The following is a 26,859-nucleotide window of genomic DNA, read 5'->3' on the forward strand; positions in this document are numbered from 1 at the left end:
ACACGGGATGGATTACTATTTCGCGGGTCCACACTAGCCTCACATCAAACTGTATCGTCAAAGTCCTGCGCCAATCCACGCAGCGGCTCATCGGGTTGAGATTCTGCCGAGAGCCCCTCGTCTGCTATCGTCAAGGGTGCCGGCTCCGGGAGGGCGCCTGTCTGGCTTTCAAAGATGCGTTTCAGGATGCGATCCGAAAAATATCTGACCTTCCTCAATTGCAATGGTGGCAGACCTTTGATGAGGAACGATCTCGTACTCGTCATTGAGCAGCCGCACCTGTTCGGGACGCAACAGCGGTGCATCTTGATTGAATTCTGGATGTTCCAATCGAACGTTCGCGCCTGGCTGTAGGAAATCGATTGGGCTTGAAATGTGTATTCACCGATAGCTTTGGAAAAGTAGTTCGGAGTCTCGTCATCGGCAGTGGCCATGAACACTTGCAGTCCGGTATTGCTGAGAAAATTCTGCTTGCCAGCCTCGCCATAAGCCCCCGTCAGAGCCGAAAGGCTTTGGATGATGAGCATGAAGCGACCCTTGTAGCCCGCGATGGTCGTAATTGCGGTCTCGATCGCCTCCAGCTTACCCAAGTGCTTGAATTCATCGTGCAGAAAGAAGTGCAACGTCCTGAACTGCACGTCGCGCTTGCCTCTCGGCGGATTTGAAGCTCCCAAGATCGCGTGCTGTATCGCGCGGGCTAGCGGTTATTACCCGCTCTGCAACATTGGTCAGTGGCCCGTCCGGAAGGTCAAGGCGGTTACGCCGTTCCTCGGCCCTCCTTCCGTCGCGGGATGAACTTCCAGCTGCACGTGTCCGCTTGCTATCGCGATCCATTGCTCGGCTTCCAGAGTCGTATCTCTACCCCATGAGGTTACCACCGAAGCTTGATCCGCTAAACCAATATGGTGTTACACTTGTAGTCTCGCAGAGGCTTCTCCCAGCTCTCTGGGTCACGCCGAGAGCCGTCGATGAACAGGTGAGCACAAGGTTCGCGCCCCTCTGGGGAACAAATCTGTAGACCGACGTTCCTCACTGCAATCTTATGCGACTTTTGGGTGAACAAACACCAAACAACACTACAAAGGCTCCGCTCAAATTCTACGGAATCCAAGAGACAAGATACAGACCGCTGATGGGTCCGACGCGGTACTCTAACTTGGGACGCGATGTCGGATGAGCGTGAGCCCTGTCGGCCGGGCATTTACCGTGAGTCCTTCGGCGAGGACAAACCCATCGTCGTTCTTGCCGGCAAGCTCAATGCCAATCGCTGCCATGGCGCAGGTCACTGGTCTCCTCTCGCTGCGGCGCCAGATCATCGCTATCGACGTTGAAGGCCACGGCCAGGTCTGCGAGACACGCCCATGAACCGCGAAAGGAACGGCGATGACGTTGCCGCAGTCCGGCGCCACCTGGGGATAGTCCAAGCCGACGTAGCAGTTTGGCCGACCATCTGCACAACGGTAACATTTCCGTCGTTTCCGACGATTATAGGTTGCGCATCACTTCTGATTCGGCGGACCAGATGGCGGATTAGCGCAAGAAGCAAATCTTTCGTACGAGCAGCAAATGGCGGTGGAACGACCCGACGCCGGCCCCGTGCCTAAGAGCGCTACGGACTGGGGCATCCAGGGTCTGGCCATCCTGCCCGGTGATGTCCAGAAGACCCGACGCATTCGAAGCCCTAAATTTGAAGGTCTGCCGGCCGACGCCAGCACCATGTTCGAACTGCTGTCCGTCACCTGGAACAGGTTGTCGGCTCCAACGATCTGCGCCCGGCCTGGTGGCTGGAGGAAGGCGCAGCTCGCTCGCGCGCCGTTTGCAAGATCGACGCTTCTGGCGTCGATCTACAAAGGGCGCTCCGGCACTTGGAGCGGGTCCGGTTTTCTGGTCGCGCCGGGTATACTGTGCACCAACCATCACGTCCTCAACAGCAAGGAGGTCAGCGCGCGCTGTTCGATTTCGCCGCCCTTCCCGACGGGACTGTGCGACAGGTCTCAACTTTTCACCTGCGTCCCGACCACCTTTTCTGGACCAGCCCGGTCGTCGCAACCGGCTGCAAGGGCAGTCTCGATGTCACATTTGTTGCCGTCGAAGGCCAGCCCGGCTCGACCTTCGGCAGCATTCCGCTTCTGCGGCAAGCCTTTGTTGTAGCTGACGAAGACAAGCTGAATGTCATCCAGCACCTAAATGGACGCCTCAAGGAAGTCGCGATCCGCAACAACACGGTGGTGTTCCAAAACACCCAGGTCGTCCAATATCGGTCGGACACCGAGGCGGGCAGTTCGGGCGCGCCGGTAATGAATGACGGTCGGTAGCTCGTAGCGCTTCACCATGCGGCGAAAGAAGACAAGTCGAACGAAGGCATCAAGTTCTCGGCGATCGCCGCTGCTCTGGAACTGGAGGCGCAAACCGGCAACGCGAGATGCACCCGAACCGACAATGGCACTTGGCCTCGATCCTGTCGGCCCTCTACGAGCGCCTTGACGATGTGTGATCCCGATCGGCGGATGCACGCGGTCGGGCGACCTCAAGTGCCTCGCCGTCAGGCCCGCAAACAAGGCCGTTTCGGGCGGCAAACGTCTCGCACCACTCCTTCATCGCGTTCAGGACCGGCGCGAGCGTCTTCCCGAACTCTGTGAGGGAGTACTCCACGCGGGGCGGCACTTCGGCAAAGACCTGGCGTTCGACCACGCCGTCGGTCTCGAACTGTCGGAGTTGCATCGCGATGGAGCGCTGGCTCGGCTCGCCCACCATGCGCCGGAGTTCACCACGTCGTGGGCCGTTGAGGAGTTCGTAGATGATCAGCGGTTTCCACTTTCCGCCGGCCACGTCGACCGTCACCTCCACCGCACAGTTGTAGGCGAAGCTTCAATGATGTACTTTATACACCTATAGGCAAAAATATTGCCTACTTGCAAGAACACTTGTGGCATCGACATCCCTTTGGTCATTGGCAAATGTCAGGAGACCGAGAATGAGAGCTGCTTTCTACGACCGGCAGGGCGCCGCGAAGGACGTCCTCCAGATAGGTTCTCTTCCTGATCCCGAGCCCCAGTTCGGCGATGTCCGGGTCAAGGTGGCCGTCTCCGGCCTGAACCCCTCGGATATCAAGACGAGAACGGGGTTCGGCGGCAGGCCGATGCCCTTTCCCCGTGTCGTTCCCCATCAGGATGCGGCCGGGATCATCGACAAGGTTGGGCCGGGCGTGTCCGAGGAGCGGATCGGTGAACGGGTCTGGGTTTTCAAGGCTCAGACAGGCCAGGCGTTCGGATCCGCGGCCGAGTTCGTGGTGGTTCCGTCCTCCCATGCGGCCCCTCTTGCCGAGAATGCGTCGTTTGATGTCGGGGCTTCACTGGGCATCGCGGCCATCACCGCCCATCGCTGCCTCTTCGCCGATGGTGATCTGCGCGGAAAGCGCGTTCTCGTCCAGGGCGGCGCGGGAGCCGTCGGCACGGCGGCCATCCTCCTCGCCAAATGGGCGGGCGCCTGGGTCGCGGCGACCGTGAGCCGCGAGGAGCAAGCCACGGTGGCAGCGGCGGCGGGCGCCGATCTCGTGATCAACCGTCATCAGGAAGACATCGCTGAACGGATCAGGGCCGCGACCGGCGGCCGTGGCGTCGAGCGTATCGTCGACGTCGATTTGGCAGCCAACGTCGAGGCCGATATCGCCTGCCTCGCTCCGAGCGGCGTCGCGACGGCCTACGCGACGGAGGATCCGACGGTCAGGTTGTCGATGCCGTTCCTATCGACGATGTTCGGGGGCTATGCCTTCCGCTTCGTGTTCTTCTACACGATCCCTGAGGATGCGTTCCGCCAGGCAGTCGAAGAGGTCTCCGCCTGCGTGGCGGCTGGGGCCTACTGGCCGCAGATCGCGATGAAGCTGCCGCTCGACCGCATTGCCGAAGCGCATGAGGCACAGGAGAGGGGCAAGGCAGTCGGCAAGATCCTGATCGAAATCTGATCTGATCTTGCATTTTGGCGACGGAGCGTGCCACCCATCCCTCACTCGGGGTCGGGGCACATGTGCTGATTTCCTGCACGGCCTAAAAGCGGTCGTTCAGGAGATCGTCAACGGGCGGCTTCGAAAGCGCCGCCGGTAGTCGTTGGGCGTCAAGCCGACGATCCGGATGAGCACTTTCCGGAGGGCGCCGGGATCGGATGACCACCGGGGTTCAGCCGCAGGCCAACACCATGTCGGGATACGAGACCCAGTAGGTGCTGGGAGGATGACCTCGTCGCTTTCGCCGACGGTGCCACCAAGGCGTTGTAGATGACCTGCTTCGGTCCCAACCGTCACCTGATCGAGGTCGCAACGGAGCTTTGCGATGATGGCCTGGCGCAGCGCCGGCGCATCGTTACGGGCGTGTACCGCGTCTTGCCTGCTGCGAGCGCGGCCACGACCGCATCCTTGGGCCTCCTGTTGGCGCACGAGCGCGAGCAGTTCCGGAGCGACCGCGCGATCGAAGGCCGCGACGCCATCCTCGTCGCCGAGAACGACATCCCCGGCATGACCACCATGCCGTTGGCAGCAACGGGAAGGTTGATCTCGCCGCGCAGCGAGCAAAGCGTTCTTCCTCAAGGCACTCGAACCGCTCGGTGTAGCTGTTGCCTCGGAGGGGACGCCGACGTACGGTGTCGAGCTTGGCCCGAAGGGTAAGGCTTCATTGTGCATGTACCAAACCCAGGAGAAGCCGGCGCATCTTCACGGCCGAGAATCGCCAGCAAGTCGAACTTTCTATCGCGCGGCTCTGGAGGCAGGTTGCAAAGACAATGGTGCGCCTGGTCTGCGCCCGCACTACCACGCGACCTACTATGCAGCTTTCGTCATTGGTCCGGACGGGCACAACATCGAAGTGGTTTGCCACGAACCCGATGCCTAACCCTTCCATCCAGGGGACGTCCACAAGCGGGGCTTCGCTGACTTGCGGCCGCCCCGCATAGCAAACGTCGAATATGTGCTTCCAGCCCAGATGCATTTGACTATCGCCAAAGTGCGTCTAGCTGGACGCGTCACAACGTCCGCCCTTGGAGACCAGACGAGGCCGCCTGATTACTGACATACGGCGCGAAGCGGCCATTCACCTGCAGGAGACAAAGGTCGCCTTCGGTGAGGGGCGTGAATTTAACGACGTCACTGGCTCGGATCGGCGGAGACACTGCGCTCCAACCCATCGCACAGTGCCGAGGGTCATATAGACCAACGCGCCACGGCTCACCCCGGTTGTTCGCAAGCAGTCCTCGAGTTGGCCCGCGTGGATTCGCATGTCCTCCTCCGATGGCGCGATGTCGCTTTCCAATCAAGAACGACCGAGACGCGGCCATCGTCCATAGCGACGGCATCGATCCGGCCGGCAAGCGCTGGTGTGGTCGCTCTCGATTTCCATCTCAGGTCTTGCAGGATCGAAAGTGTCCGACGTGCAATCGGATGCGTGTGTCACTTGGCAGTTAATGAGGGTCTTCCTCAATTTGTGTGGTTCATCCGCTGTTAGCGACGCTATCGCTATGGGCGGGCATGCGAACGAAATCGAAATGGTCGCCCGACCCAGGGGGCAGAATTCTGGGTGTCGCGCTCACTGATGATCACAGTTGGGTTGTTTCCGCTGCCGGACCAGCGATCGGCATTTGCCCCGATTGTGGCCGGCGAAGCCGAAGTCGGCATGGCTGGTCCAACCGCAGCCTTCAGGATCTGCCGGTCCAGGGCAAGCCCGTGACGGTGAAGCTCCTGCTGAGCCGCTGGCGATGTGCACATCAGAAATGTGAGCGACAAACGTTCACTGATCGACTCCCGACGGTTGCTTCCCCTTATGCGCGCAGGACAACGAGGGTCGTGGAGATTGTCGGCTTGCTCGGCCATAGCACGGGTGGACGTCCTGGCGAACGCCGCATGCAACGGCTCGGCATGCCGGTCAGTGACGGTCGGAAACACTGGACCCCTGGATCGACGATGCAATTGACTCCGACATCATTCCGATCATGCGATACGCCCGTGTTTTGCGCAGAGACATCGATGCCGTCAACAACGCCATCGAGCTGCCCTGGAGCAACGGACAGGCCGAAGGTCAGATCAACCGCCTCAAGACCATCAAGCGCGCAATGTACGGCAGGGCAGGCCCCGAACTGCTGAGAGCACGAATGCTGCCACCGCGCCACACAAATTGAGGAAGAACCCAGTTAACTGCCAAGCGACAGCAGAAAATCCTCCAGCGAAAGTACGTCCTCGACCATCCCGATCCGCCCCTTGCGGCCTTGATAGTTACATTTTCGATAGTTACAAACGCAACAACTTGGATCGTCAAGCCTGTCTGCGGGCGGCGATCTGTCGAAACCTGAACGGGAGGTTCACATGCTGGTCAATGACGTCTCCCTGCGCGGGCTGATCCCGGTGGAGCTTGCAAAGGGATTCGGTTTCTTTCAGTCAAAGCCGTCTTCCGCCTTCTCACCGGTGGCGGTCACCCCCGGGGAGCTGGGCGATGCCTGGGACGGAGGCAAGCTGCACCTGCCGCTGGCCGTGGACTTGAACGGCAAGCCCTTCGGCCGCGCCAACGCCGCCATCGACATGACCTTCGATTTCCTACGCTAATGGCCCACGCGCCGAAAACACGGCCGCTCGCCGCCGGCACAATCATCGGCTCGGGCACGGTATCGAACAAGCTCGGCGATGGGCCGGGCAAACCTGTCTCTGAAGGCGGCGTCGGCTATTCCTGCATCGCCGAGATCAAAATGATCGAGACTATCGAGCAGGGTGCGGCAAAGACACCTTTCATGCGTTTCGGCGACACGGTCCACATCGAGATGAGAGACAAGGCCGGCCACTCGGATCTTCGGCGCAATTGAGCAGACGGTGCCGCAACACAAGAAGGAAGCCTGAGACCATGGCCAAGCAATTCGCATCTGTCGGCGATATGGCAGAGAAAAAGATCTCCTTCACCGAGATCGGCCGCGACTTGTGGGCCTTCACCGCCGAGGGCGACCCGAACACTGGTGTCATCATCGGCGACGAATCGGTGATGGTGATCGACGCTCAGGCCACGCCCCGACTGGCCGGCAAGGTGATCGAGAAGGTCAGGACCGTCACCGACAAGCCGATCAACTATGTCGTGCTGACGCACTATCACGCTGTGCGGGTTCTCGGCGCTTCGGTCTATGGCGCGCAGCAGACGATCATGTCGGAGAAGGCGCGCGCCATGGTCGCCGAGCGCGGGCAGGAGGACTGGGACTCCGAGTTCGGCCGGTTTCCGCGCCTCTTCCAGGGCCACGAGTCGATCCCCGGCCTGACCTGGCCGACGCTGACCTTCAACGACCGGTTGACGCTCTATCTCGGGAAGCGGCGGGTGGACCTTGAATTCCTTGGCCGCGCGCATACGGCAGGCGACATCGTCGCCTTCGTGCCCGACGCCAACGTCATGTTCACCGGCGACATCGTCGAGTACCATTCGGCCTGCTATTGCGGCGACGGCCATTTTGCCGACTGGCCGCGCACGCTGGAGGCGATCCGGTCGTTTGACCTCGACGCGATCGCGCCGGGACGCGGCGACGCGCTGGTTGGCGCGGAGAAGGTCAATGCCGCGCTCGACAACACTGCCGATTTCGTCAGTTCCACCTACCGGCCGGTGGCGCGGGTGGCGCAGGGCGGTGGCTCGCTGAAGGAGGCGTGGGACGCGGCGCGCGCGGCGTGCGATCCGAAATTCGCATCCTACGCTATCTACGAGCACTGCCTGCCCTTCAACGTCGCCCGCGCCTACGACGAGGCGCTCGGCATCGACATGCCGCGCATCTGGACCGCAGAGCGCGACCGACAGATGTGGGCGGAACTTCAGGGCTAGCAGTCCGGATGCGACCCGGCGGGAGGACACATGGCAAAGATCTTCGAGACGCCGCTTTATCCCTACAGGCGCTCCCCTGATCAGGACGCAATCGCGCCAGTGCGCCGTCCGGTTGTTGTGGTAGGCGCCGGGCCGGTCGGTCTAGTCTGCGCCATCGATCTCGCCCGCCAGGACATTCCCGTGGTGGTGCTGGATGAGAACGACAAGGTCAGCTTCGGCTCGCGCGCGATCTGCTTCGCCAAGCGGCCGCTGGAGATCCTGGACCGGCTGGGCTGCGGTGAGCCGATGGTGGAGAAGGGCATCGTCTGGAACGTCGGCAAGGTGTTCTTCGGGAACCGCCGGGTCTACGAGTTCAACCTGCTGCCGGAGGCCGGCCACAGGCGGCCGGCCTTCATCAACCTGCAGCAGTACCATTTCGAAAAATTCCTCGTCGACCGCGTGTGCGAACTGGAGGCGGAAGGCAGGTCGATCGAAATCCGCGGCAACAACAAGGTCACGGCGGTCGAACAGGATCGCGACGGGGTGATGCTCTCCATCGACACGCCGGAAGGCCCTTACCGCCTGCGTGCCGACTGGCTGGTCGCCTGCGACGGCGCCAACTCGCCGATCCGCGCGATGATGGGGCTCGACTTCATCGGCCGCGTGTTCGAGGACAATTTCCTCATTGCCGACGTAGTCATGGACGCCGAGTTTCCGACCGAGCGCTGGTTCTGGTTCGACCCGCCCTTCAACCGCAGCCGATCGGCGTTATTGCATAAGCAGCCCGACGGCGTCTGGCGCATCGACCTCCAGCTCGGTTGGAACATCGACAAGGAGCGGGAAAAGCAGCCGGAGAACGTCATCCCGCGGCTCAAGGCAATGCTGGGCGAGGACGCCAAATTCACACTCGAATGGGTGTCGATCTACACCTTCCAGTGCCGGCGCATGGAGAGTTTCCGCCACGGCCGGGTGCTGTTCGCGGGCGACTCGGCGCATCAGGTCTCGCCTTTCGGCGCGCGCGGCGCCAATTCCGGCCTGCAGGATGCCGACAACCTGGTGTGGAAGCTGAAGCTTGTGATGGACGGCAGGGCGCCCGAAAGCCTGCTCGACAGCTACGATACCGAGCGTATCCATGGCGCTGACGAGAACATCCTCAACTCCAGCCGGTCGACTGACTTCATCACGCCGAAGTCGGAAATGAGCCGGATTTTTCGCGATGCCGTGCTAGATCTGTCCGAGCACTTCGCCTTCGCGCGGCCGCTGGTCAATTCCGGACGCCTGTCGGTGCCGTGCACCTATGGCGGCTCGCCGCTCAACGGCCCTGACGCGCAGGGGCTGCCGCCGCGCACCCAGCCCGGCTCGCCGGCCGTCGATGCGCCGATAAAGGGCGGCTGGCTGCTCGACCGGCTGGGCGACCGCTTCCAGCTTCTTACCATTGAAGCCGAGGCGCCCGACCTGATCGAAAGCGGCGGCATTGCGGCCGAGCGGCTGGCCCTGTCGGCTGCGGACGATCCGACCAACGCGCTGCGAGAGCGCTATCTCGGCGATGCGGGTTCGGCGGTCTATCTGTTGCGCCCCGACCAACACGTCGCCGCGCGCTGGACCGCGTTCGACTGCGCGGAGGTCGAAGCCGCGCTTGCGAAGGCCACGGGACGCTGACGGGAGAAACCGGCGATGACGACACTCAATACGGCTCCGAACATTCCGCAGCCGGACGATTTCTACGCCGAGCTGCTGGCTCTGCACGACGGGCGAAGCAAGGCCGAAAGTGACGCCATCAATGCGCGGCTGGTTCTGCTTCTGGCCAATCATATCGGCGACGGCCGGGTGTTGAGTGATGCGCTTAGGGCGGCGGCGGACCCACCGCAATAGGAATGATGACAAGGGAGGACGCAGCTCCGGGTGGAAGTGTCCGGAGCAGGGCCAAGGCAGAGAAGCCATTCCAATGAACATCGAGAGAATTCACCACGTCGCCTATCGCTGTAAGGACGCGAAAGAGGCCGTCAACTGGTATGTCAACAACCTCAACATGGACTTTGCTCGCCATCGCCGAAGACCAGGTGCCGTCGACCCACGAGCACGACCCTACATGCACGTCTTCCTCAACGCGGGCGACGGGTAACGTGCTCGCCTCTTCGAGTTGCCGACCAAGCCGGAGATGGGCCGCGACCCGAACACGCCGAAATGGGTCCAGCACATCGCCTTCAAGGTCAAGGATCGCGACACGCTCTTGGCCTTCAAGGACAAGCTGAAGAGGGGCGCCACATCGCGGGATCGGACCCCGCGATGAGCAAGCCTGTCCTCTACGACTACTGGCGCTCGTCGGCGAGCTATCGGGTGCGCATCGTGATGAACCTGCTCGGCATCTCCTGCGAGACGGTATCCGTGCACCTTCTGAAGAAGGAGCACAAGACGCCGCAGCATCTCGCTCACCCGCAGGGACTAGTGCCGGTGCTGGCGATCGACGGGCTGAGGCTGACCCAGTCGCTCGCTTCATTGAATATCTGGACGAGACACGCCCTGGCTCCGGCCTGTTGCCGCCGGACCCAGCCGGGCGCGCCCGTGTACGGGCGCTGCTGCCGACATCCATCCGGTCTGCAACCTTGGCCCTGTCAGCCATGTGATGGCCCTGACAAAGGGGGGCGAAGAGGTACGCGTCGCGTGGATGCGGAAGTTCATCGGCGAGGGGCTGGCCGCGTTTGAAACGCTCCTCGAGAGTCCCACGACAGGCCTTTTCTGCCACGGCGAGCTGCGGCACCAGGCACAGATCGCCCATGTGTAACGCCCATCGCTGGAATGCGGACATAGGCGCATTGCAGCGCGTCAACGCGATCGCACAGCGTTGTGCGAAACTTCCGGCGTTCGAGGCCGCCGCTCCCCGAAACTGACCCAACCAAAGCGCACTCTGGCAGACCGTCGGCAGCGGGTCGAACCGGATTCGTTCCGCTGTGGCGACGCCCTGTCAGGCGGCGCTTTGTTCCAAACGCTGCTCGCGCATGCCCATGTACCAGTCTGCGAATTTCGAGATGCGCTTTTCCTGGGTGGAGTATCGGCCAGGCCTGTAAGCGGAGGAATTGACGCCCTTCGGCTCCGTCAATGCACGACGAACAGGAACCTCGAACCCCTGAATGTGCTGCTCTCCGGCGGCCATCACACGGGTGCTCCGCCGCCGAAGGAGAAGAAGGAGAGGAAGAAACTCGATGCCGGGAAGGCGATCGACAGGCCGAAACGATCTGGATCAGCCGGGCGGAACCCACCTGCCATGTCGCCAAAGGCAAGGGTCAAGCCCGTGGTAATGATGATGATAACCGCGACGATCTTGGCGACGGGTCCCTGCACTGACTCCAGGACCTGCTGCAGCAGCTGTTCCCAAGGCAAGCCGGAGCCCGCCGCGCAAGCTGGGACCGTGAGAACAAACGCGAGCCCGGCGGACCAAAGAAACCGAAGCTTCTTGCACATGAATTCCGTTTCAAAACAGCTGAAGTTGCGGGAGCGTCAGTTGGGTGACGGCGTAATCGCCGCTGGCCTCTGACCGCTGGACCATGGTTCGTCCGGTTTGACGACCGACTTTTCAGCGCCGTCGGCTGAAGCGTCGCCCGCCGCCACCGAGACCGGCAACTGCTACGCAGAAGGACGAAGCCGATGCCACACATCCATTTCGTAAATCTTTCTATCTGCCAATTCGATTTCCCCGATTATCTGATGAGGAATATGAGGGCGCCAGGTGGCGTGGTGGGTTGCATCATAAGGAGTATCTGCGATGGCAAACATCATCGAGGGTAAGTCCTCGCGTCCCGAATGGCTCATCGGCACCGATCTCGAGGATTGGATGGCGGGTGACGAGGGCAATGACCGGTTTGAGGATCGTCGCGGCAATGACAAGATCGAAGGTGGCGATGGCGATGATCACGGCATCGGCGGCGAGGGAAATGACCGAATCTGCGGCGGAACGGGCGACGACTATCTTCGCGGCGACAACGGCCGCTTCCAACCGCGCCTCGTCGGCGAGAATCATGACAAGCTCTCCGGCGGTCCCGGAGACGATGTCCTCTACGTGGTGATGGCAAAGACGATTTGACGGGGGGCCGGCAATGACACGCTTCTGTTCCAGTTCCACAATCCGATCCACGGAGTAGTCGAGGGGACGGCGGACATTACCACTATCAGCGATTTCAACGCGAAGGAGGACACTTTCGCCTTCGATGAGGTGAGCCGCGGCGACGACGGTTTTGGCGCGAACTTCGTCAACAACGCCGCCGCAAAATCTGGCAGCCTGGTGAGCAGCTTCTACAGCGGTCCGTCTGCGGTTGCGAAGGGCGAGCATGTGGTGGTGATCACTGACGACTCTTTTGAGACTGCCTCCGACGCAGCGCGTAAGATCTCCGGCGAGGCCGTCGGCGACATCATCGTCTACTACTGACACGACGATTTTAGCAAAATGGCAAAGCTGGCGTATGTCACCGCCCGCTGACAGCAACGCCGCTGATTTGCGCATCAACCGAGGAGTTTCCCCAACGTGTTCGTATCCTTCTTCCCGCAGCCGAAGCCTTTTTTCATCTCGGCCGCCGTCTGGAGCCTTCTGCTCGTCCTCCTGTGGTTTTTCGGCGGCGAGCACCTTGGCACGATGCTCGGCATGCCGCCGGTCGACCCGCAGGCAGCACCAGTCATCAGCCCGATAAGATTCCTGACGCCGGCATTCCTCTGGTTTTACGGATATTTCTTCGCCGGTATGGGCGTATTCTACCTTTTCTGGGCGCTGTATTCCCCGCATCGCTGGCAGAACTGGTCGATCCTTGGCTCTGGTTTGATCATTTTCGTCACCAATTTCATCGTCCAGCTCAGCGTGGCGCTCAATGACTGGCGCGGCATGTTTTACGACATGGTGCAGAGGGCACTCACCACACCGGGCTCCGTTTCCCCTGCCGAGCTTTACTACGGCGTATGGCAGTTTCTGTCCTTGGCCCTGGTCTATATGAGCATTGCCGTTCTGAACGTCTTTTTCGTCAGGCACTATGTGTTTCGCTGGCGCACCGCGATGAACGATTATTTTACCGCTTACTGGCCGCGGCTGCGCCATATCGAAGGGGCGTCGCAGCGCGTTCAGGACGACACGATGCGCTTCTCCGGCACAATGCAGGGGCTCGGAGTGAACTTCATCGACTCCATCATGACCCTGATTGCATTCCTGCCCTTGCTGGCCTCCCTTTCCCTCCATGTCTCGACGCTTCCAATCGTCGGCGCAATCCCTTATCCGCTGGTCATCGCGGCGGTCGGGTGGTCGCTGTTTGGCACCAGCTTGCTGGCAATCGTCGGCATCAAGCTTCCCGGCCTGGAATTTCGCAATCAGCGGGTTGAAGCCGCTCTGCGCAAGGAGCTTGTCCTCGGCGAGGACGATACGGCACGCGCGCAGCCACCAACGCTGGCCGAGCTTTTCAGAAATGTTCGCAAGAACTATTTCACTCTCTATGCGCACTATGTCTATTTCGACATGGTCCGCTATCTCTATCTCCAGGTCGACAACGTTTTTGCTACCTTCCTTCTTGTTCCGACCTTAGCCCTTGGCAAGATAACATTTGGCGTTTTCCAGCAAATTGTCACCGCGTTTTCCCAAGTCGCCAGTTCGTTCCAATATCTCGTGAATTCCTGGCCGACCATCGTCGAGCTGATATCCATCTACAAACGCCTGCGCGCCTTCGAGGCGACGCTTGAAGGGGCGCCGCTAACGAAAATCGACCAAGACTATTTGGCGCGAGAGCGGGCCGGCTTGCGCCTTGAGGATCAGCCGGTAAGCTGAGCGTGGCGGGCGGCGAGCGCTTCTAGTCAGCCGCCCACCGACCTCTGCTTCGCCGTCACGTCGCCGTGAAACATAGTCGCGGTAGCTGATGCACTCGACATCGCGCTTGGTGCAGACCTCGCCGGCAAAGCGCTCCAGCACATGCCAGTAGGCGCCGTCATTTATCGGCGTGAAATGGAAACGAGTTCCAGCGGAATGCGTTTGCCCTGGTACTGCATGTCGAAGGCGGTGCGGAAGGCGTCTGTCCGGTCGGCGAATTCGTCCGCCTTGCTCGGCCGCTCGAAGCCGCCGGAATGCCTAAAAGAAGATTGTAATCCATCGCGATCACCCGCCTTCCGGCAGACCGGCAAGTCCAAGAGCTGCATATGGCGTTGGCAGAGCGCTTCGCCGCCGAAGGCTTCAAGGGCTATTGCGCGACGCGGCCCTCGCGTATTGCGGCTCTCGGGCCCGAAGCCCGCCGAGAGGTAACGTCGTGAGAGGAACCCGGCGACGGGCCAGAAATGTGAAATATCGCGGCATTATGTAATTTTAGAGATCCCAGTAACAAATAAAATTAACATTCTTTTCACTTGTATTTTGGGTCTTCTTATTCAACAATTAGGCGGCCGACCCGCGGCAAGGTCAAGCGGGTTAGTCGAAATCCAATTTTGCTGGTGCTTGTTGAGGGATGAGACGCTACGCATTTTGCGCGAAGCTGCAAATGATTTCGTAACTATTACATAATGGTTCTTTGAGGAGTTGTTCGCATGCGCGTAAAAAACGATCATTGCGATGTGATCGGTGTGTCGGTAGCTCCCACGCAGCTTGATAATCTGTCTTCTGCGATTCTGCAGCAGGGGATGGCGCGAGTGTCGCTGCCAGGCGATGTGGTGACCTGGGCGGCAGGCCGTCACCAGACGCTCAGGCGGATGCTTTCCGACCAGCGTTTAGAGATAAGGAATTACGTTCCGTTTTTCACGTCGATGGGAAAAATCGGGATGTTAGCTGCATGGAAACGAAGTTGACGGTTTAGGAGCGGGATGCGGCCCCAAACGCACGCCGGAACCAGCCGAGGCGCGCTCGTGGTTGGGCTTAGCCGAGAAGGGAATCCGCGAAGCACAGCTCCAATTAACCAAGAGGTGAAAGCCGCGCCAGGGTATCTCTCCGCCTGTCGCTACGAAGCTGCTGTAGGCAACGCTGTTTCAAACGCAAGAACTCGCCGGACGCGATGATGTCAGTGGTCCTCGGCTTCTCGAAAGGCCACATTGATTTCTTCGTGGATGCGACCTGGCTGTGCACTGCATGACGATGATTCGATCCGAAAGCAGGAAGGCTTCGTCGATGTCGTGACGAAGACGACCGTCGTTTTGAACTGCTCCCAAACCTCGAGCAGCAGTTCCTGCATCCTGAGCCGTGTAGCCGAACGGAGACAGTCGAGAATGCTGCCAACGGAATTGTGCGCGGGATCAAGGAGCCTGCGAGGGCTGGAGCGCGATCGGTGAGTGGAGGGGTATTCCTCTGAGCGTCTTCCTCCAGCATGTTGGCGCGGACATGACAGCCAAATATGTCGGCTTCAAATGCGGACCGCTATTATTCCAGTATCGATATGCCGACAGCACTGCACCCGCAAACCATCCTGTCGCTCGATTTCGGGAAGGATTCTTGCCGCTCAAATATCGTTCACCGATGAAGCTTAGGGTGTCGACTAAGCTCGGCTTCAAGAACCCCAAAGCATATCCTAGAGGTGTTCGTCGCCAATGTATCCGGGCTACTGGGAAGACAAGGGCTCCAACTGGGTTCAGTGGGCTGTGAACAGCTCCGCCGCCAGCCTTGGGTGCCGTAAACTTCCACGATCGATTGATAGGCTATTGACCCGCGGCGGGTGTACCCTCAGCGATCATGCGAAGATCGTGTGACTGTCCAAGTTTCCCAAAACGCAGGCATCCCACAGATGGGGCACTCGGCTGCTGCGGGTCACCGTCGACGACAGTCCCACTTACTGATCTCGATAGTGATTGTTGAACCTCGGTCTTAAGAGCAGCAGTGCTGACCTCAAGCTCCTGAACCGATGTCGAAATGAGTTCGGCCGCATGGCACGCGCAAGCGGAGCACCCTGGCCAGCCATTGTGCTCCAATCCGTGCCCATTCCTTGCTTTTGCGGCAGCATGCAGCGCCTTTCCAGCATCGTAGGCGATCTCTGGGCAAACGGACTCTACGAGCTGCCATCAAGATCCGCCGACGATTGCGTCTGACTGACCCCTTGTTTTTGCTCCACCTTTCCTAAGCCCGCTGCAGTTGTCGCACCGGCTCTGGTCTTGCCGGCTGAGGCCGTGAATGCGCCTCAGACGCCACCGTCATGAAAGCCTGAAGTGCCGCGGAGAGATACTCGTCGCTCCGCGTCACAAAAACAGTCGGCGCCGACCGCAGATTGTCAGGTAGCTGGTGTATGATGACCTGTCCGTCCGCTGCCGCATCCTGAACGATCCCCCGAGGTAGCATGGCCATCCCTACCCCGGCGGCGACGCAGCCGATGATCCCGTCCATTGTTCCGAGTTCCATCCAGCGGACATGCGTTACCCCACACGCCGCCAGGAACGTGTCCATGCGCCGGCGATAGGAACAGCCTGATCTGGCGAGGCGGCGGCCTCAACTCCGGCGTGCCCAGTGCCGGCCGCTGCGAAAGCGTCGGCCACGATGCTGTTGAGGTCACCCGGTCGAGCGGGCATCCCTGGGTCGCTGAAAAAAGACGAGGAGGCTTGATCATCCTGCCGTCGCTGAAGCACTTCGCTCAACCCCTGTTCCAGTCGCAGAACCTCCTCTGGATTGGTTGGCGACTCGTCAGCTTGATCGAACAGCCTCCGGGCCGTCTCGAGACCCCCGGCTGACGCGGACTCCGCATCGCGAACCCGTTGCAACGCGAAGATGAGATTGCGTTTGTCTGGAAGTAACGTCTCGGCGAATTTGATCCGGGAATCGTGATCCAGCCCAGAGATCGTCAGGCCCCGACTCTCAAGCGCCTTAGAAAATCTGCGAAGATTACGACCATAGTCAGCACGGCTGCTTGGGGCCAAGCTGCTGTCACTGGTCAGTTGTTCAAAGACATGCGCGTCTGCTTTTGAGGGCACCGGTGCTGGCCGCCCGACAGTAGCTGAATAGCCCGGCTCATGATACGCGCGGAGGACGTTCAACGCCGTCTTTATATCATCGTTTTTCGGAAAGAAAGTATCGAGGTGATCGACCAGGGATTGGTGATTTTTTAGATCAGTCGCTTGGCCACGAGCGCCGAGATCATTTGCCAATTGGCGAAGTGAATACGTGTATTTTCGGACCGTGCTCTCGCTATATTTTTGCTGAACCGCAGCGTGAGTGATCGCCCGATCAATAAGGTCCCGGTGTTCGTCGGACAGATGGGGATAGCGGGTAGCACGGGCGCCAGGTGACGCGGGCTCCGCATCGCGAACCCGTTGCAACGCGAAGATGAGATTGCGTTTGTCTGGAAACAACGTCTCGGCGAATTCGATCCGCGAATCATGATCCAGCCCGGAGATCGTTAGGCCCCGACTCTCAAGCGCCTTAGAAAATCTGCGAAGACTACGACCGTACTCAGCACGGCTGCTTGGGGCCAACCTGCTGTCACTGGTCACTTGTTCAAAGACATGCGCGTCTGCTTTTGAGGGCACCGGCGCTGGCCGCCCGACAGTCGCTGAATAGCCCGGCTCATGATACGCACGCAGGACGTTCAACGCCCTCTTTATGCCGTCGTTTTTCGGATAGAAAGCATTGACGTGATCGACCAGGGACGGGTGATTTTTTAGATCCGTCGCTTGGCCACGAGCGCCGAGATCATTCGCCAATTGGCGAAGTGAATACGTGTATTTTCGGACCGTGCTCTCGCTATATTTTTGCTGAACCGCAGCGTGAGTGATCGCCTTATCAATAACGTCCCGGTGTTCGTCGGACAGATGGGGATAGCGGGTAGCACGGGCGCCACTCGCGACAGGAGCCGGATCGGCTCGGCGCGGCTGGGCCACGTGCTGCTCAAAACTCACTTGCCGGGCTTGGCCCGCATCCGGCAAGGAGCCATGGCGGAAAGAGAGCATCGCCTCTGGGACGCGTTGAGTCCCATGGGAGAAGCCTTTGGGGACGGCGAATGAGACGTTTATAGAGTCCTCGATCGCAGCGGGGGGCTTCTCAGACCTTGCGGAGGGCGCGGCCTCCGCATGCGGCCTTCCGATGTGTTCGGACCTTGTCCCTTGAACGGGTACCCCCTGCAATGGCATCAGCGGCTGCTGAATGGCGGCGGCTTGCGGCGTATTTAGGGCCCTCTGCCTCTCCGCTGGCCGCAACAGCGCTGTGGAATGTTCATTGTTGATGATGACCCGCTCGGGTGGCAGGTGGTTGCCCTGGTCAAGCGCATCCGGCGAGGGCCGGATCTGCTGTTGGCTGGCAGCTAACGTTGGCGGGGCGGCGGCCTCAATGTGCCCAGAGCCGGCCGCTGCGAAAGCGTCGGCCACGAAGCTGTTGTGGTCACCCGGTCCAGCGGGCATCCCTGGGTCGCTGAAAAAAGACGAGGCGGCTTGATCATCCTGCCGTCCCTGAAGCACTTCGCGGAATCCCTGTTCCAGTCGCAGACGCTCCTCTCGACTGGTTGGCGACTCATCAGCTTGATCGAACAGCCTCCGGGTCTCGGCAAGGTACTGCTCAGCGCCCACTTGCCGGGCCTGGACCGCTGGCCCCTCTTCCAAGCCGGCGTCCTGCACCTGCGACAAAGCTGCTACCCGGGATGGGTTACTATTTCGCGGGTTCATACTAGCCTCACATCAAACTGTATCGTCAAAGTTCTGCGCCAATCCGCGCAGCTGCTCATCGGGTTGAGATTCTGCCAAAAGCCCCTCGTCTGCTTCCATCAAGGGTGCCGGCTCCGGGATGGCGCCTGTCTGGCTTTCGAAGATGCGTTTAAGGATGCGGTCCGAAAAATATCGCACCTTCCTCAATTGCAACGGTGGCAGGCCTTTGATGAGAACAATCTCGTAGTCTTCATCGAGCAGCCGAACCTGTTCGGGACGCAACAGCGGTGCACCTTGATGCGAAATCTGAATGTTCCAATCGAACGTTCGGAAATGGCAAGGCCGTGAACGGAATTCGGGGAGAAGGCGTCACTTACCATGGCCGAGACCTCAACGGCCGGAGCGATCTCTGCTTCTGGAGGCAGCCATTAGATCCTCGCGGGCGTGATTGTAGGCGTGGCTTATGGACTGCCCGACTTGACCACCCCGCCGCAGCTGTTCATAGGAGATTTGTGCACCTGTCGCACGGACTTCAGCCGCAAGACCTGCTATGTGGCCGTCCAGATTCACATTCCGTTCCTCTGCTGCATGCTGCGGCGGAGGCATGTGCGGCAAGATATCTTGCATGCCGGGAACTGCGTGAGCTTGGGCCTGTTGATTTGCGTCGAACTGGTGATACGCCGCCAATTCCGGCGGCTCGACAGGAGGCCGGGGCAGCGAGTCCAGTTGGTTGGCGGCCACCAGAACTGATCCCACTGCGTCTTGGTGCGTGCGCGAGGAAGGATCCATTCCGTAGGCTTCCTGAATCATCAGTGATGCGATTTCCCTTTGTTGGCCTTCAGGAATACGGGACAATGCGTTGCGTACACTATCGGCGAACTCGGGTGAGATCACCTGTACTTCTGCATATTTCTCCCACGATACGGGTGCGTTTTGCTTGCGGCGCAAATCGTTGGCAGTTTGTTCATTTGCGTCCGGATGCACGAACGGAATTAACCCCTCAACACGGTTTTTCAGGAATTCGGCGGTGCTTTTGTCCATCGACCAATGACCTTCCTTGACCGGCACTCCGCTCCATGCGCTGTCTTTCAACCGAACAGCGGGACCGTTGGCCCAGGCATCCATAACCACGGTCGACCTCGCGTCGCGGCTTCCGCGCCGCAGTTCGTTCCAAATGTGACCCGTCTTGACTGGGATCTCATCACCTTGGTCGGTTATCTCTTTCATTGACACGAAAGCACTAGAGGTCATACTCCGCTCGTCGGTCGCCATGTGTGGGGCGTGGACGATAGCGGAAAGGGGAGCGGTCTGATTGCAGCACGCCGCTCCCATGACGACGGCCACTGCAACCTTAATGTTGTCGTCTGCTCCCCTCATTGCAACCGACGATCCGATGCTGTTGTGGCCGTGAGAGGGAATGTCGTCCACCTTAACGTTTCCCCGGCCATGCTTGAGCAGCAGGCGAACGTCGTGAACTGTTTGCCCCGCTGTCGCGAGTCTTATCGGGCTGGTGACGTTGTCACCGACGACACACGCTCCCATATGATAGGCGGCCTGCTGGATCTGATGTGGCTCCAGAGGCGCATCTCCGCCCCGTCGCAACCTGTCGGCAGGCGTGCCCAGGGAGACCCTCAGCGCTGCCGTGGATTCTCGCGGCGACTCTTCCGCATGTCGAGTCGATCCGGAGGATTTGGAGATGCAAATTCCCATAGCCGTTCACCTGTAGTGGAGTTTCTGATCGCCGAGGGACGGGATACGCGAGACGGGCGCTTAACCGTCAGTGTCATCTGGATGAGCTTCCATCAAGGGTGGCGGCTCCGGGAGGGCGCCTGTCTGGCTTTCGAAGATGCGTTTAAGGATGCGGTCCGAAAAATATCGCACCTTCCTCAATTGCAATGGTGGCAGGCCTTTGATGAGAACAATCTCGTAGTTTTCATCGAGCAGCCGAACCTGTTCGGGACGCAACAGCGGTGCACCTTGATGCGAATTCTGAATGTTCCAATCGAACGTTCGCGCCTGGCTGTAGGAAATCGACTTGGCTTCAAACGTGTATTCACCGATGGCTTTGGAAATGTAGGTTGGGGTCTCGTCATCGGCAGTGGCCATAAACACTTGCAGGCCGGTATTGCTCAGAAAATTCTGCTTGCCAGCCTCTCCATAAGCCCCCGTCAGTGCCGAAAGGCTTTGGATGATGAGCATGAAACGCCCCTTGTAGCCCGCGATAGTCGTAATTGCGGTCTCGATCGCCTCCAGCTTACCCAAGTGCTTGAACTCGTCGAGCAGAAAGAGAACCTCGTTCTTTTCATCTTGGCGGGGCAGCGACCGCTGTAGAATTGAAACGATTTGCTGAAAGAACAGGCGTATCAAAGGCGCGATCACCTCAAGGTCGTTCGGACCGACGCACAGATAGATGCACGTTCTGCGACGGCGAAGATCATAGACCGAAAAGTCCGAGCGACTTGTAGCTGCCTTTACAGCCGGATCCGCCCACAGATTGAGCCCGCCATCGCCGAGGACGGACGTGTAGGAGGTCAGGATTTTTGTATCGTTCCCCGCCATGTCGTCGAAGATGCGTTGTGCCTCTTTGTTCCGGGTCTCCATGGCGAGTTGCGCGAAGAGCTTGAACTTCTCCCCCGGCTGGGCGAAGAGGTCATAGACGGCGCCGATTGTTGGCGTGCCCCGCTCGATGCAGGCAAGGATGCCCGCGACAAAGATATCTCGCGCGCCGCTGACGAAACCTTCCGCGCCCTCCCCCTTGGCCGTGATCAGGTTTGCGGCCAAGCGGCGGGCTTCGGTGAATTGCAGCTGTGGAGGCAGCGCTATAAGATCCAACAGCGGATTGTAGCAGTTGGTGCGCCGCTCCGAATCCAGCGGCGCGAATTTGAACACGTTGTCGCCTGCGGCTTTGCGCGCCCTCGAGGTAAGCTCAAAGAGCTCCCCCTTGACGTCGAGAGCTATCACCGAGCCTTTGAATGTAAGGAGCGTTGGAATGACTATGCCGACGCCCTTGCCGGCGCGGGTCGGTGCAACGATGAGGCTGTGAGGCTGCTCGCCATTGGTCAGGTAGTAGCCAGGCCAGAAAGGGCCACTCGTCTTCCCAAATACCGGCCCTGTCACGCTACGGTATCGGCGTAGATAACCCGTGCGTCGCATTTCATCCACTCGAGCCCAACGGGCCGTCCCGTGGTGTTCGAGCTTGCGGCGCAATACCATCTGCTGAATCAGCAAGACGACCGCGGATGTCGAGAGCACGATAGCCGCGCCCCGATAGAAAACGGGGGTTGCGAAACCCAGATAGAAGGGCGTCTCAAACCAAAAGGCACGGACGTCAAACGTCATCAATGCCTCGCCGCTACCCCCGTGGCGGAAGGTTGCGTACAGACTTGCCGCACAGAAGCCCAAGGCGAGTGAGCAGGCGATGCTAACGGCTATGTTTGGGGGCGTCGAATTTGTTGAAGGCATTGTTCCATTGCCAGATTAGTCGTAGCTAATGCTGCGATTGCTTCAGACACCGGAGCGACGTCGCGCGATGTCGCCGCTCGACAGATCGATGCCGCAGCGGGTGGTGCAATGGTTGCATCGCACCACCCGGCAGGCGTGGTCTTTGAAAGTTACACCAAGCAGGTACATCAACGGCCAGCGAATTGGAGATGGCACGGCCGTGAACGGAATTCGGGGAGAAAGCGTTACTGTACCATGGCCGAGACCTCAACGGCCGGAGCGATCTCTGCTTCTGGAGGCAGCCATTAGATCCTCGCGAGCGTGATTGTAGGCGTGGCTTATGGACTGCCCGACTTGACCACCCCGCCGCAGCTGTTCAAAGGAGGTTTGCGGGCCTACTGTATCACGGACTGAAGCCGCAATAGCTGCTATGTGGCCGTCCAAATTCGCACTCCGTTCCTCTGCTGCATGCTGCGGCGGAGGCATGTTCTGCAACAGGCCATGCAGGTCGGGAAGTGAGTAAGCTTGCGCTTGTTGATTTGCGTCTAACTGGTGATACGCGGTGACAATAGCATTTTGGGCGGTCGCCTTGACCATGTGGTGCTGATGAGGATCAGCAGCCAATTCAATGGCCTGCTCAAAAATACGAGATTTATTTTGGTCATTAAACTTACTGAAGTTTTGCGCCACAAACATAACCCCTATAGCTTGCTCCATTGGGTCCATGTTGCCAATGCGATTAACAAGAGCAGTCTGCTTCTGGGGCCCTAGAAAATGGCCTACATTACTAGCCGCTCTGACTTGGAGCAATGCTACATCATCCGAGTTGAACCCCAATCCGGCTGTCAATTTCTCGGCCAGATCGATGGCTGATCGTCCGAGCTGATTGGCCCGCCGTTCAAATGTCGCGAGGTCAGTTTCTGGCCCGGGTTGAGTGCCCCGAACGGCTGTTCGCTCGTGCGTCCCGAGGGCTTTGAAGCCCCCAAGATTTCGCGCTGTGTCGCGCGGGTTAGCGGTTACTAGCCGTTCTGCAACATCGCTCAATGGCCCCTCTGGAACGTCACGGAGGGTACTGCGTTTCCCCACGCCTTGGGATGAACTTGCAGCTGCGCGTGCCCGTTCATTATCGCGATCCATTCCTCGGCCTCCAAAGTCGTTTCTCTACCCCATGAGGTTACCACCGAAGCTTGATCTGCTAAACCAATATGGTGTTACAGTTGTAGTCTCGCAGAGGGTTCCCAGCTCTGTGGGTCTGCCAAGAGCCCGTCTGAGCCAAAGAAAATACGATGAGGCTGGCACCAAATGCGATGAGTGGGGTTCTGCCTGATGGCATGAATGGCACGCCGGACGCCGACTCTTTCGCCCACTCCTTCCGGTCCTTGCAAGAGCCCGACATGATGTCCCCCCGCAGCAGCTTCTCGTTTGAGCGCAGGTTTGCATGCTCGAGGGTTTCGATGACGACCATCGCCCACTGCAGCTGATCAGCCGCGGCCGAGCTGTCCTGCTTCCTTGGCAAGGAAATCAGTCGCGACCTGATGGGCAATTTGCGCAGCGCCGCGCTAATAGCATCGCCGTGCATGATAGCACCAAGGCATTCCTGCTGCAGGTCGTGGCAATCTCCCGACCCAACCGGCGCCAGGCGAGGAGCAAAGGCCCGACCGGGAAAAATCGCTCGCGCGGGCGGGCAGCACGGCATCGCGCAATGCCGCCCGTCTCGCAGGCCTAATATCGTTAGAGGCCGATCCTACAAAGCGGCATTTCACCCCCCAAGGCTACCCCGATGCGGGAGAGCAAGATAGACGGTAAGCGTGTTTTCACGTGGGAAAGCCTGAGACCCGGCTGTACACGGTTCCAACATTTAATTCGACCACGACCATGGGAACAGGGAGCCGATCTACAGCCAGACCCAAGGCACAGTGACCGAAATCTACCACGATCACTGCAACATCGAGGTGGTCGTTGGATCATCAGGCACGGTTGAGGAAACCAACTAGATGGGAGCATCGAGAGCTGCGACGGGTATGCAAGCCTGCTTAGCTACTAGCATCAGTTTGCTACTTTGAAGGATCCTCTCACAACGAAGGCATCGTAGAGCCGGCCAGAGTTGCCTCTCGCCTGAAGCCGAGGCGCCTCAAACCATTGTTGCTGTGCAGGTCTTTGCCGCCCTGTGCAATTTGGGAGACCACGCATCGATTAATGAAGCGGATCAGCTTGCTTCTGCTGAGCACATTTCGGGGCTCGGACCTGGGTCCCTCAAGAAGAGAGGTTCGATCCGGCGCTGACCCTAGGGCGGGGGGGCTTGTTTGAGCCGGTGCCGGACCGAACCGTCTCAGGCAACGCCGGCTATGTCGTGGGACATTGAGGCAACTCCGTGGCCAAACCGCGGCGGTAATGTGTCGCAGAATCACCGATTCCAACACGCGCTTCGCAAACGTGACTAGACATTTCGGCCGCGCAGCGCTGCTGGGTTTGGCGGGAGCTCTGCATGTGGGCGGCCAGTCTTGGCTGTGAGAATAATGCCGCCCCATAACGGTGGTCGGATGCAGGAACGGAAAAACTCGCAATGTTGATTCCGCGGGGCGGAAGGACTCACAACAGAGGACATGTGTATCAGGAGATTTGGATCCGAAGCAGAAGTCATGCGCTTCAATCTTGCGGACTTCTACAAAACGCCCGGCGATTTTCATGATCTGGCAAGGCCGTTCCGTTTGTCATCGATGCCGGAATGGCGGAACGGCCCGAGTCGGGAATATCCAGGCGAGACGAGCCGGCCGGGTGTGGGGTCGGGCTATGGGCCGTTCGGGGAGACGGCATGAGCGGCAGCTTTTCGCGGCGCCAGTTCATCGCAGCGGCGGCTGGCGCGGGGATCGCGGTCAAGATCGGTTTTCTGGGTCGGCCCGCATCGGCTGCGCTCATTGCCAATTCGCCCGGCCGTTCGCCAAACTGGATCGGACCGGACGGTCGGCCGCGTTTTCGGATGGACGCCGTGGCCAAGGTCACCGGGGATGAGAGCTTTACCCGCGATTTTCGTGCGCGTGACATAGCGGGCTGGCCGCAGGAACAGAGCCACGCCTTCCTGATCCGCGTCACCCGGGCCGACGCCCCGTTCGACGGGCTGGACCTCTCAGTGCCGGGCGAAGATCTCAAGCCCAACCGCCGGCGAAGACCTTGTCCGCGATGGTCTTGCGCCGCCGGAAACGACGACTCCCGGCTTCTATGGCGACATGTTCCTGGTGCCGACGGGACGCATTCCGCGCCTGCTCGGTCAGCCGGTCGCGCTCTTGATCTACAACGATTTCGCGCGGTTCGACGCGGCCAAGCGGCTGGTCCGTTCCGCCAAGGGCATCGTGCGCTGGGGGACGGCCGCCGGCTACGACACGCCACCGCATTACGGCGCCAGCCGGTTCGTGCGCATCGGCGGCGCGGCATCGGATGAAACCGCTCCGCTCGAAGGCACCGCCATCTACGGAAGTTTCGAGCGCGATCGGGTCGTCTGGCCGAAGCCGGATCAGAGCGGCGATGCCGCGGCCCGCGCCCTGTGGGCGGCGGGCGAGATCGAGCGTGAGATCACGGCAACCGACGACGACGCATTGGTCCTGAAGCGCAGCTATTTCTCGCAGTCGACCGATGCCTGCGCGATGGAAGCCGACAATGGTAATGCCTGGTTCGAGCCGGGCAGTTCGACCCTGCACGCACTCATCGCGACCCAATCGCCTTATGAGGTGGCGATCTCCACGTTGGAAGTGCTGAAATCGCGGTTCGCGGTGAAGGCGCTCGACCTTTCGATCGGTTACACGGTCGGATACGGTAGCAAGGATCATTCCATCTTCCCCTACTACGCTATCCTGGCAGGCCTCTATGGCGACGGGCGCCCGGTGCGTCTTGCCAGCGACCGCTTCGAGCAGTTCCAGATGGGGTTGAAGCGCCATGCCTTCTGGATGGAGAATACGCTTGTCGTGGATCGCTCCACGCACGCCTTCCGCATCATGAAAGGCACCTATCGGACGGATGCCGGAGGACGGCGCAATTTTTCGCCCGACGTTGGCAAATTCGGGGCCAGCGCGGCACAAAGCATCTATTATCTGCCGAAGAGCGATTTCTCGGTCGAGGTCCGCGCTTCGCGCGCTGTCGATGCTGGCTCGACGCGCGGGTACGGAACGCTGCAGACCATGGCCGCGACCGAGATGATGGTCGATGAAGCGGCCGAACTGCTCGGCATCGATCCGATCGAGCTTCGCCTCAAGAACGCGTTCAAGACCGGCATGAAGAACTCGCAGGGCGCCATTGCCGGCGAGGCGCTAAGGACCGAGGAGATCCTGGAGCGGGCCCGTGCCCATCCGTTGTGGAGGGATCGCGCTGCGAACAAAGCGGCGTTCGATACCGCCAATCCGGGTAAGTGCTATGGCATCGGTTTCGCGCAGGTGCAGAAGGATTACGGCACCGGAGCCGAGGCAGCGGTGACCACTCTGTCGCTCGATCCGTCCGGCCGGCTCACCATGCGCCAGAACGAAAATGATATCGGCACGGGCCTGACCACCTCGCAGGCGGTGATGGTCGCGGACATCATCGGCCGGGTGCCGGACGACTGCGCCTTCGGGATCGTCGACTGGCCCGAGATGCCTCTCGTCTCGACCGAGGAGCCCTATACGACGCCGCAGGACAGGGAGGACGCGCTGGCACGCAATCCGCGCTGGACGCCCTCGTTTATTTCACCGGTGAGCGCCTCAAACTGTGCCTATTTCGTCGGCCACGCCACGCGGACGGCGGCGCGGGCGCTGCTACGCCTGTTGCTCTGGCCGGCTGCGGTCGCGCTCTGGTCGAGTGGACCGGGCGGCGGGCGGCGGGGCCGCTCGCTGTCGAGATGGCGGACGTGCGAATCGCAGATGGCAAATTAACGGCTGGAGGGAAGGAGCCGCTCGCACTGCAACAACTCGCGGCGGCGGCGCACAGGCTCGGCCTGATCACGGGGTCAGCGTCCATGTCTTCAATCGCGGGCAATGGGCCGAGGCGGTGTTCGATGTGCCGAACGTCGGCGCCGTCCGCTTGCCGGTCGACG

General features: G+C 60.1%; 21 protein-coding genes and 8 pseudogenes. 18 read left to right on the top strand and 11 right to left on the bottom strand.

The annotated features are described in order from the left end of the window. Positions 1-44: 44 nt before the first annotated feature. On the bottom strand, positions 45-638 hold the full coding sequence (locus AC0L3H_RS17745; RefSeq protein ID WP_473491961.1) for a type IV secretory system conjugative DNA transfer family protein: 594 nt from the start codon (positions 636-638) through the stop codon (positions 45-47). A 1,227-nt stretch (positions 639-1,865) separates the two neighbouring features. Between AC0L3H_RS17745 and AC0L3H_RS17750 the strand changes: the two genes are divergently transcribed. Beyond that, a complete protein-coding gene (locus tag AC0L3H_RS17750; protein ID WP_473491963.1) occupies positions 1,866-2,315 on the top strand; it encodes a trypsin-like serine peptidase in 450 nt (149 codons plus the stop codon). 154 nt (positions 2,316-2,469) lie between these two features. On the opposite strand, the gene AC0L3H_RS17755 is transcribed toward AC0L3H_RS17750, so the two are convergent. Further along, on the bottom strand, positions 2,470-2,841 hold the full coding sequence (locus AC0L3H_RS17755) for a winged helix-turn-helix transcriptional regulator (protein WP_473491965.1): 372 nt from the start codon (positions 2,839-2,841) through the stop codon (positions 2,470-2,472). Between the two features lie 133 nt (positions 2,842-2,974). On the opposite strand from AC0L3H_RS17755, the gene AC0L3H_RS17760 reads away from it, so the two are divergent. The 11 genes and pseudogenes from AC0L3H_RS17760 to maiA all read left to right on the top strand — a co-directional run bounded on the left by AC0L3H_RS17760 (position 2,975) and on the right by maiA (position 10,690). Next, on the top strand, positions 2,975-3,961 hold the full coding sequence (locus AC0L3H_RS17760) for an NADPH:quinone reductase (protein WP_473491967.1): 987 nt from the start codon (positions 2,975-2,977) through the stop codon (positions 3,959-3,961). Positions 3,962-4,270: 309 nt separating this feature from the next. After that, positions 4,271-4,657, top strand: coding sequence for a hypothetical protein (locus tag AC0L3H_RS17765; RefSeq protein WP_473586320.1), 387 nt, complete (start codon positions 4,271-4,273; stop codon positions 4,655-4,657). Beyond that, positions 4,554-4,880, top strand: a pseudogene (locus AC0L3H_RS17770) (VOC family protein); the annotation flags it as partial. The gene AC0L3H_RS17765 and the pseudogene AC0L3H_RS17770, both read left to right, overlap by 104 nt. 632 nt (positions 4,881-5,512) lie before the next feature. Then, positions 5,513-5,914, top strand: a pseudogene (locus AC0L3H_RS17775) (transposase family protein); the annotation flags it as partial. Positions 5,915-5,916: 2 nt separating this feature from the next. Then, positions 5,917-6,159: pseudogene (locus AC0L3H_RS17780) on the top strand (transposase); the annotation flags it as partial. A gap of 181 nt (positions 6,160-6,340) precedes the next feature. Then, positions 6,341-6,868: pseudogene (locus AC0L3H_RS17785) on the top strand (fumarylacetoacetate hydrolase family protein); the annotation flags it as partial. Between the two features lie 4 nt (positions 6,869-6,872). Then, on the top strand, positions 6,873-7,823 hold the full coding sequence (locus tag AC0L3H_RS17790) for an MBL fold metallo-hydrolase (protein ID WP_473491969.1): 951 nt from the start codon (positions 6,873-6,875) through the stop codon (positions 7,821-7,823). A gap of 30 nt (positions 7,824-7,853) precedes the next feature. Next, entirely contained in the window at positions 7,854-9,461 is a 1,608-nt protein-coding gene (locus AC0L3H_RS17795; protein ID WP_473586321.1) for an FAD-dependent oxidoreductase, read from the top strand. Between the two features lie 15 nt (positions 9,462-9,476). Further along, the gene (locus AC0L3H_RS17800) at positions 9,477-9,674 is read left to right on the top strand and encodes a DUF2783 domain-containing protein (RefSeq protein WP_473491973.1); all 198 of its coding nucleotides are present in this window, start codon (positions 9,477-9,479) and stop codon (positions 9,672-9,674) included. Positions 9,675-9,747: 73 nt separating this feature from the next. Beyond that, the gene (locus AC0L3H_RS17805) at positions 9,748-9,924 is read left to right on the top strand and encodes a VOC family protein (protein ID WP_473491975.1); all 177 of its coding nucleotides are present in this window, start codon (positions 9,748-9,750) and stop codon (positions 9,922-9,924) included. Positions 9,925-10,088: 164 nt separating this feature from the next. Next, positions 10,089-10,690: pseudogene (gene maiA / locus AC0L3H_RS17810) on the top strand (maleylacetoacetate isomerase). 74 nt (positions 10,691-10,764) lie between these two features. Here maiA and AC0L3H_RS17815 read toward each other — a convergent pair. Beyond that, positions 10,765-10,953, bottom strand: a complete 189-nt coding sequence (locus AC0L3H_RS17815) for a hypothetical protein (protein ID WP_473491979.1) — start codon at positions 10,951-10,953, stop codon at positions 10,765-10,767. Beyond that, positions 10,953-11,261: a TrbC/VirB2 family type IV secretion system protein gene (locus AC0L3H_RS17820; protein ID WP_473491981.1), complete on the bottom strand. Its 309-nt coding sequence runs from the start codon at positions 11,259-11,261 to the stop codon at positions 10,953-10,955. Before AC0L3H_RS17820 ends, AC0L3H_RS17815 begins: the two co-directional genes overlap by 1 nt. 301 nt (positions 11,262-11,562) lie before the next feature. On the opposite strand from AC0L3H_RS17820, the gene AC0L3H_RS17825 reads away from it, so the two are divergent. The 3 genes from AC0L3H_RS17825 (at position 11,563) to sbmA (ending at position 13,596) form a co-directional block, all read left to right on the top strand. Further along, positions 11,563-11,880 (top strand): hypothetical protein, encoded by a 318-nt coding sequence (locus tag AC0L3H_RS17825; RefSeq protein WP_473586322.1) that lies wholly within the window; start codon positions 11,563-11,565, stop codon positions 11,878-11,880. A gap of 129 nt (positions 11,881-12,009) precedes the next feature. Beyond that, a complete protein-coding gene (locus tag AC0L3H_RS17830) occupies positions 12,010-12,222 on the top strand; it encodes a hypothetical protein (RefSeq protein ID WP_473491984.1) in 213 nt (70 codons plus the stop codon). Positions 12,223-12,318: 96 nt separating this feature from the next. Then, positions 12,319-13,596: a peptide antibiotic transporter SbmA gene (sbmA, locus tag AC0L3H_RS17835; RefSeq protein WP_473586323.1), complete on the top strand. Its 1,278-nt coding sequence runs from the start codon at positions 12,319-12,321 to the stop codon at positions 13,594-13,596. Positions 13,597-13,629: 33 nt separating this feature from the next. Here the strand turns inward: sbmA and AC0L3H_RS17840 are convergent. After that, a pseudogene (locus AC0L3H_RS17840) lies at positions 13,630-13,930 on the bottom strand (polysaccharide deacetylase family protein); the annotation flags it as partial. Positions 13,931-14,342: 412 nt separating this feature from the next. Between AC0L3H_RS17840 and AC0L3H_RS17845 the strand changes: the two are divergent. Together AC0L3H_RS17845 and AC0L3H_RS17850 are read left to right on the top strand one after the other, a co-directional pair. Continuing rightward, the gene (locus AC0L3H_RS17845) at positions 14,343-14,600 is read left to right on the top strand and encodes a hypothetical protein (RefSeq protein WP_473491987.1); all 258 of its coding nucleotides are present in this window, start codon (positions 14,343-14,345) and stop codon (positions 14,598-14,600) included. A gap of 454 nt (positions 14,601-15,054) precedes the next feature. Further along, a pseudogene (locus AC0L3H_RS17850) lies at positions 15,055-15,371 on the top strand (molybdopterin-dependent oxidoreductase); the annotation flags it as partial. 484 nt (positions 15,372-15,855) lie between these two features. Here the strand turns inward: AC0L3H_RS17850 and AC0L3H_RS17855 are convergent. The 6 genes and pseudogenes from AC0L3H_RS17855 to AC0L3H_RS17880 form a co-directional block, all read right to left on the bottom strand. After that, positions 15,856-16,179, bottom strand: a complete 324-nt coding sequence (locus AC0L3H_RS17855; RefSeq protein WP_473586324.1) for a LysR substrate-binding domain-containing protein — start codon at positions 16,177-16,179, stop codon at positions 15,856-15,858. After that, positions 16,149-18,344 (bottom strand): hypothetical protein, encoded by a 2,196-nt coding sequence (locus tag AC0L3H_RS17860; RefSeq protein WP_473586325.1) that lies wholly within the window; start codon positions 18,342-18,344, stop codon positions 16,149-16,151. Before AC0L3H_RS17860 ends, AC0L3H_RS17855 begins: the two co-directional genes overlap by 31 nt. A 51-nt stretch (positions 18,345-18,395) precedes the next feature. Further along, positions 18,396-18,692, bottom strand: a pseudogene (locus AC0L3H_RS17865) (type IV secretory system conjugative DNA transfer family protein); the annotation flags it as partial. Between the two features lie 60 nt (positions 18,693-18,752). Next, positions 18,753-19,790 carry a type III secretion protein gene (locus tag AC0L3H_RS17870; protein WP_473491992.1) on the bottom strand — a complete coding sequence of 346 codons (1,038 nt, stop codon included), beginning with the start codon at positions 19,788-19,790 and terminating at the stop codon, positions 18,753-18,755. Between the two features lie 342 nt (positions 19,791-20,132). Next, the gene (gene virD4 / locus AC0L3H_RS17875) at positions 20,133-21,824 is read right to left on the bottom strand and encodes a type IV secretion system ATPase VirD4 (RefSeq protein WP_473586326.1); all 1,692 of its coding nucleotides are present in this window, start codon (positions 21,822-21,824) and stop codon (positions 20,133-20,135) included. Between the two features lie 246 nt (positions 21,825-22,070). After that, positions 22,071-22,940 carry a hypothetical protein gene (locus tag AC0L3H_RS17880; protein ID WP_473586327.1) on the bottom strand — a complete coding sequence of 290 codons (870 nt, stop codon included), beginning with the start codon at positions 22,938-22,940 and terminating at the stop codon, positions 22,071-22,073. 2,087 nt (positions 22,941-25,027) lie between these two features. On the opposite strand from AC0L3H_RS17880, the gene AC0L3H_RS17885 reads away from it, so the two are divergent. Then, a complete protein-coding gene (locus AC0L3H_RS17885) occupies positions 25,028-26,698 on the top strand; it encodes a molybdopterin cofactor-binding domain-containing protein (protein WP_473586328.1) in 1,671 nt (556 codons plus the stop codon). Positions 26,699-26,859 lie beyond the last annotated feature (161 nt).

The sequence above is a fragment of the Mesorhizobium sp. WSM4816 genome (assembly GCF_055811535.1).

Coding starts and splice junctions, on each gene's coding strand:
- virD4 (WP_473586326.1), bottom strand. CDS start 21,824: ATGCCTTCAACAAATTCGACGCCCCCAAACATAGCCGTTAGCATCGCC.
- AC0L3H_RS17790 (WP_473491969.1), top strand. CDS start 6,873: ATGGCCAAGCAATTCGCATCTGTCGGCGATATGGCAGAGAAAAAGATC.
- AC0L3H_RS17800 (WP_473491973.1), top strand. CDS start 9,477: ATGACGACACTCAATACGGCTCCGAACATTCCGCAGCCGGACGATTTC.
- AC0L3H_RS17805 (WP_473491975.1), top strand. CDS start 9,748: ATGAACATCGAGAGAATTCACCACGTCGCCTATCGCTGTAAGGACGCG.
- AC0L3H_RS17815 (WP_473491979.1), bottom strand. CDS start 10,953: ATGGCCGCCGGAGAGCAGCACATTCAGGGGTTCGAGGTTCCTGTTCGT.
- AC0L3H_RS17825 (WP_473586322.1), top strand. CDS start 11,563: ATGGCAAACATCATCGAGGGTAAGTCCTCGCGTCCCGAATGGCTCATC.
- AC0L3H_RS17855 (WP_473586324.1), bottom strand. CDS start 16,179: ATGGACACGTTCCTGGCGGCGTGTGGGGTAACGCATGTCCGCTGGATG.
- AC0L3H_RS17760 (WP_473491967.1), top strand. CDS start 2,975: ATGAGAGCTGCTTTCTACGACCGGCAGGGCGCCGCGAAGGACGTCCTC.
- AC0L3H_RS17820 (WP_473491981.1), bottom strand. CDS start 11,261: ATGTGCAAGAAGCTTCGGTTTCTTTGGTCCGCCGGGCTCGCGTTTGTT.
- AC0L3H_RS17765 (WP_473586320.1), top strand. CDS start 4,271: ATGACCTGCTTCGGTCCCAACCGTCACCTGATCGAGGTCGCAACGGAG.
- AC0L3H_RS17845 (WP_473491987.1), top strand. CDS start 14,343: ATGCGCGTAAAAAACGATCATTGCGATGTGATCGGTGTGTCGGTAGCT.
- AC0L3H_RS17795 (WP_473586321.1), top strand. CDS start 7,854: ATGGCAAAGATCTTCGAGACGCCGCTTTATCCCTACAGGCGCTCCCCT.
- AC0L3H_RS17880 (WP_473586327.1), bottom strand. CDS start 22,940: ATGGATCGCGATAATGAACGGGCACGCGCAGCTGCAAGTTCATCCCAA.
- AC0L3H_RS17885 (WP_473586328.1), top strand. CDS start 25,028: ATGTTCCTGGTGCCGACGGGACGCATTCCGCGCCTGCTCGGTCAGCCG.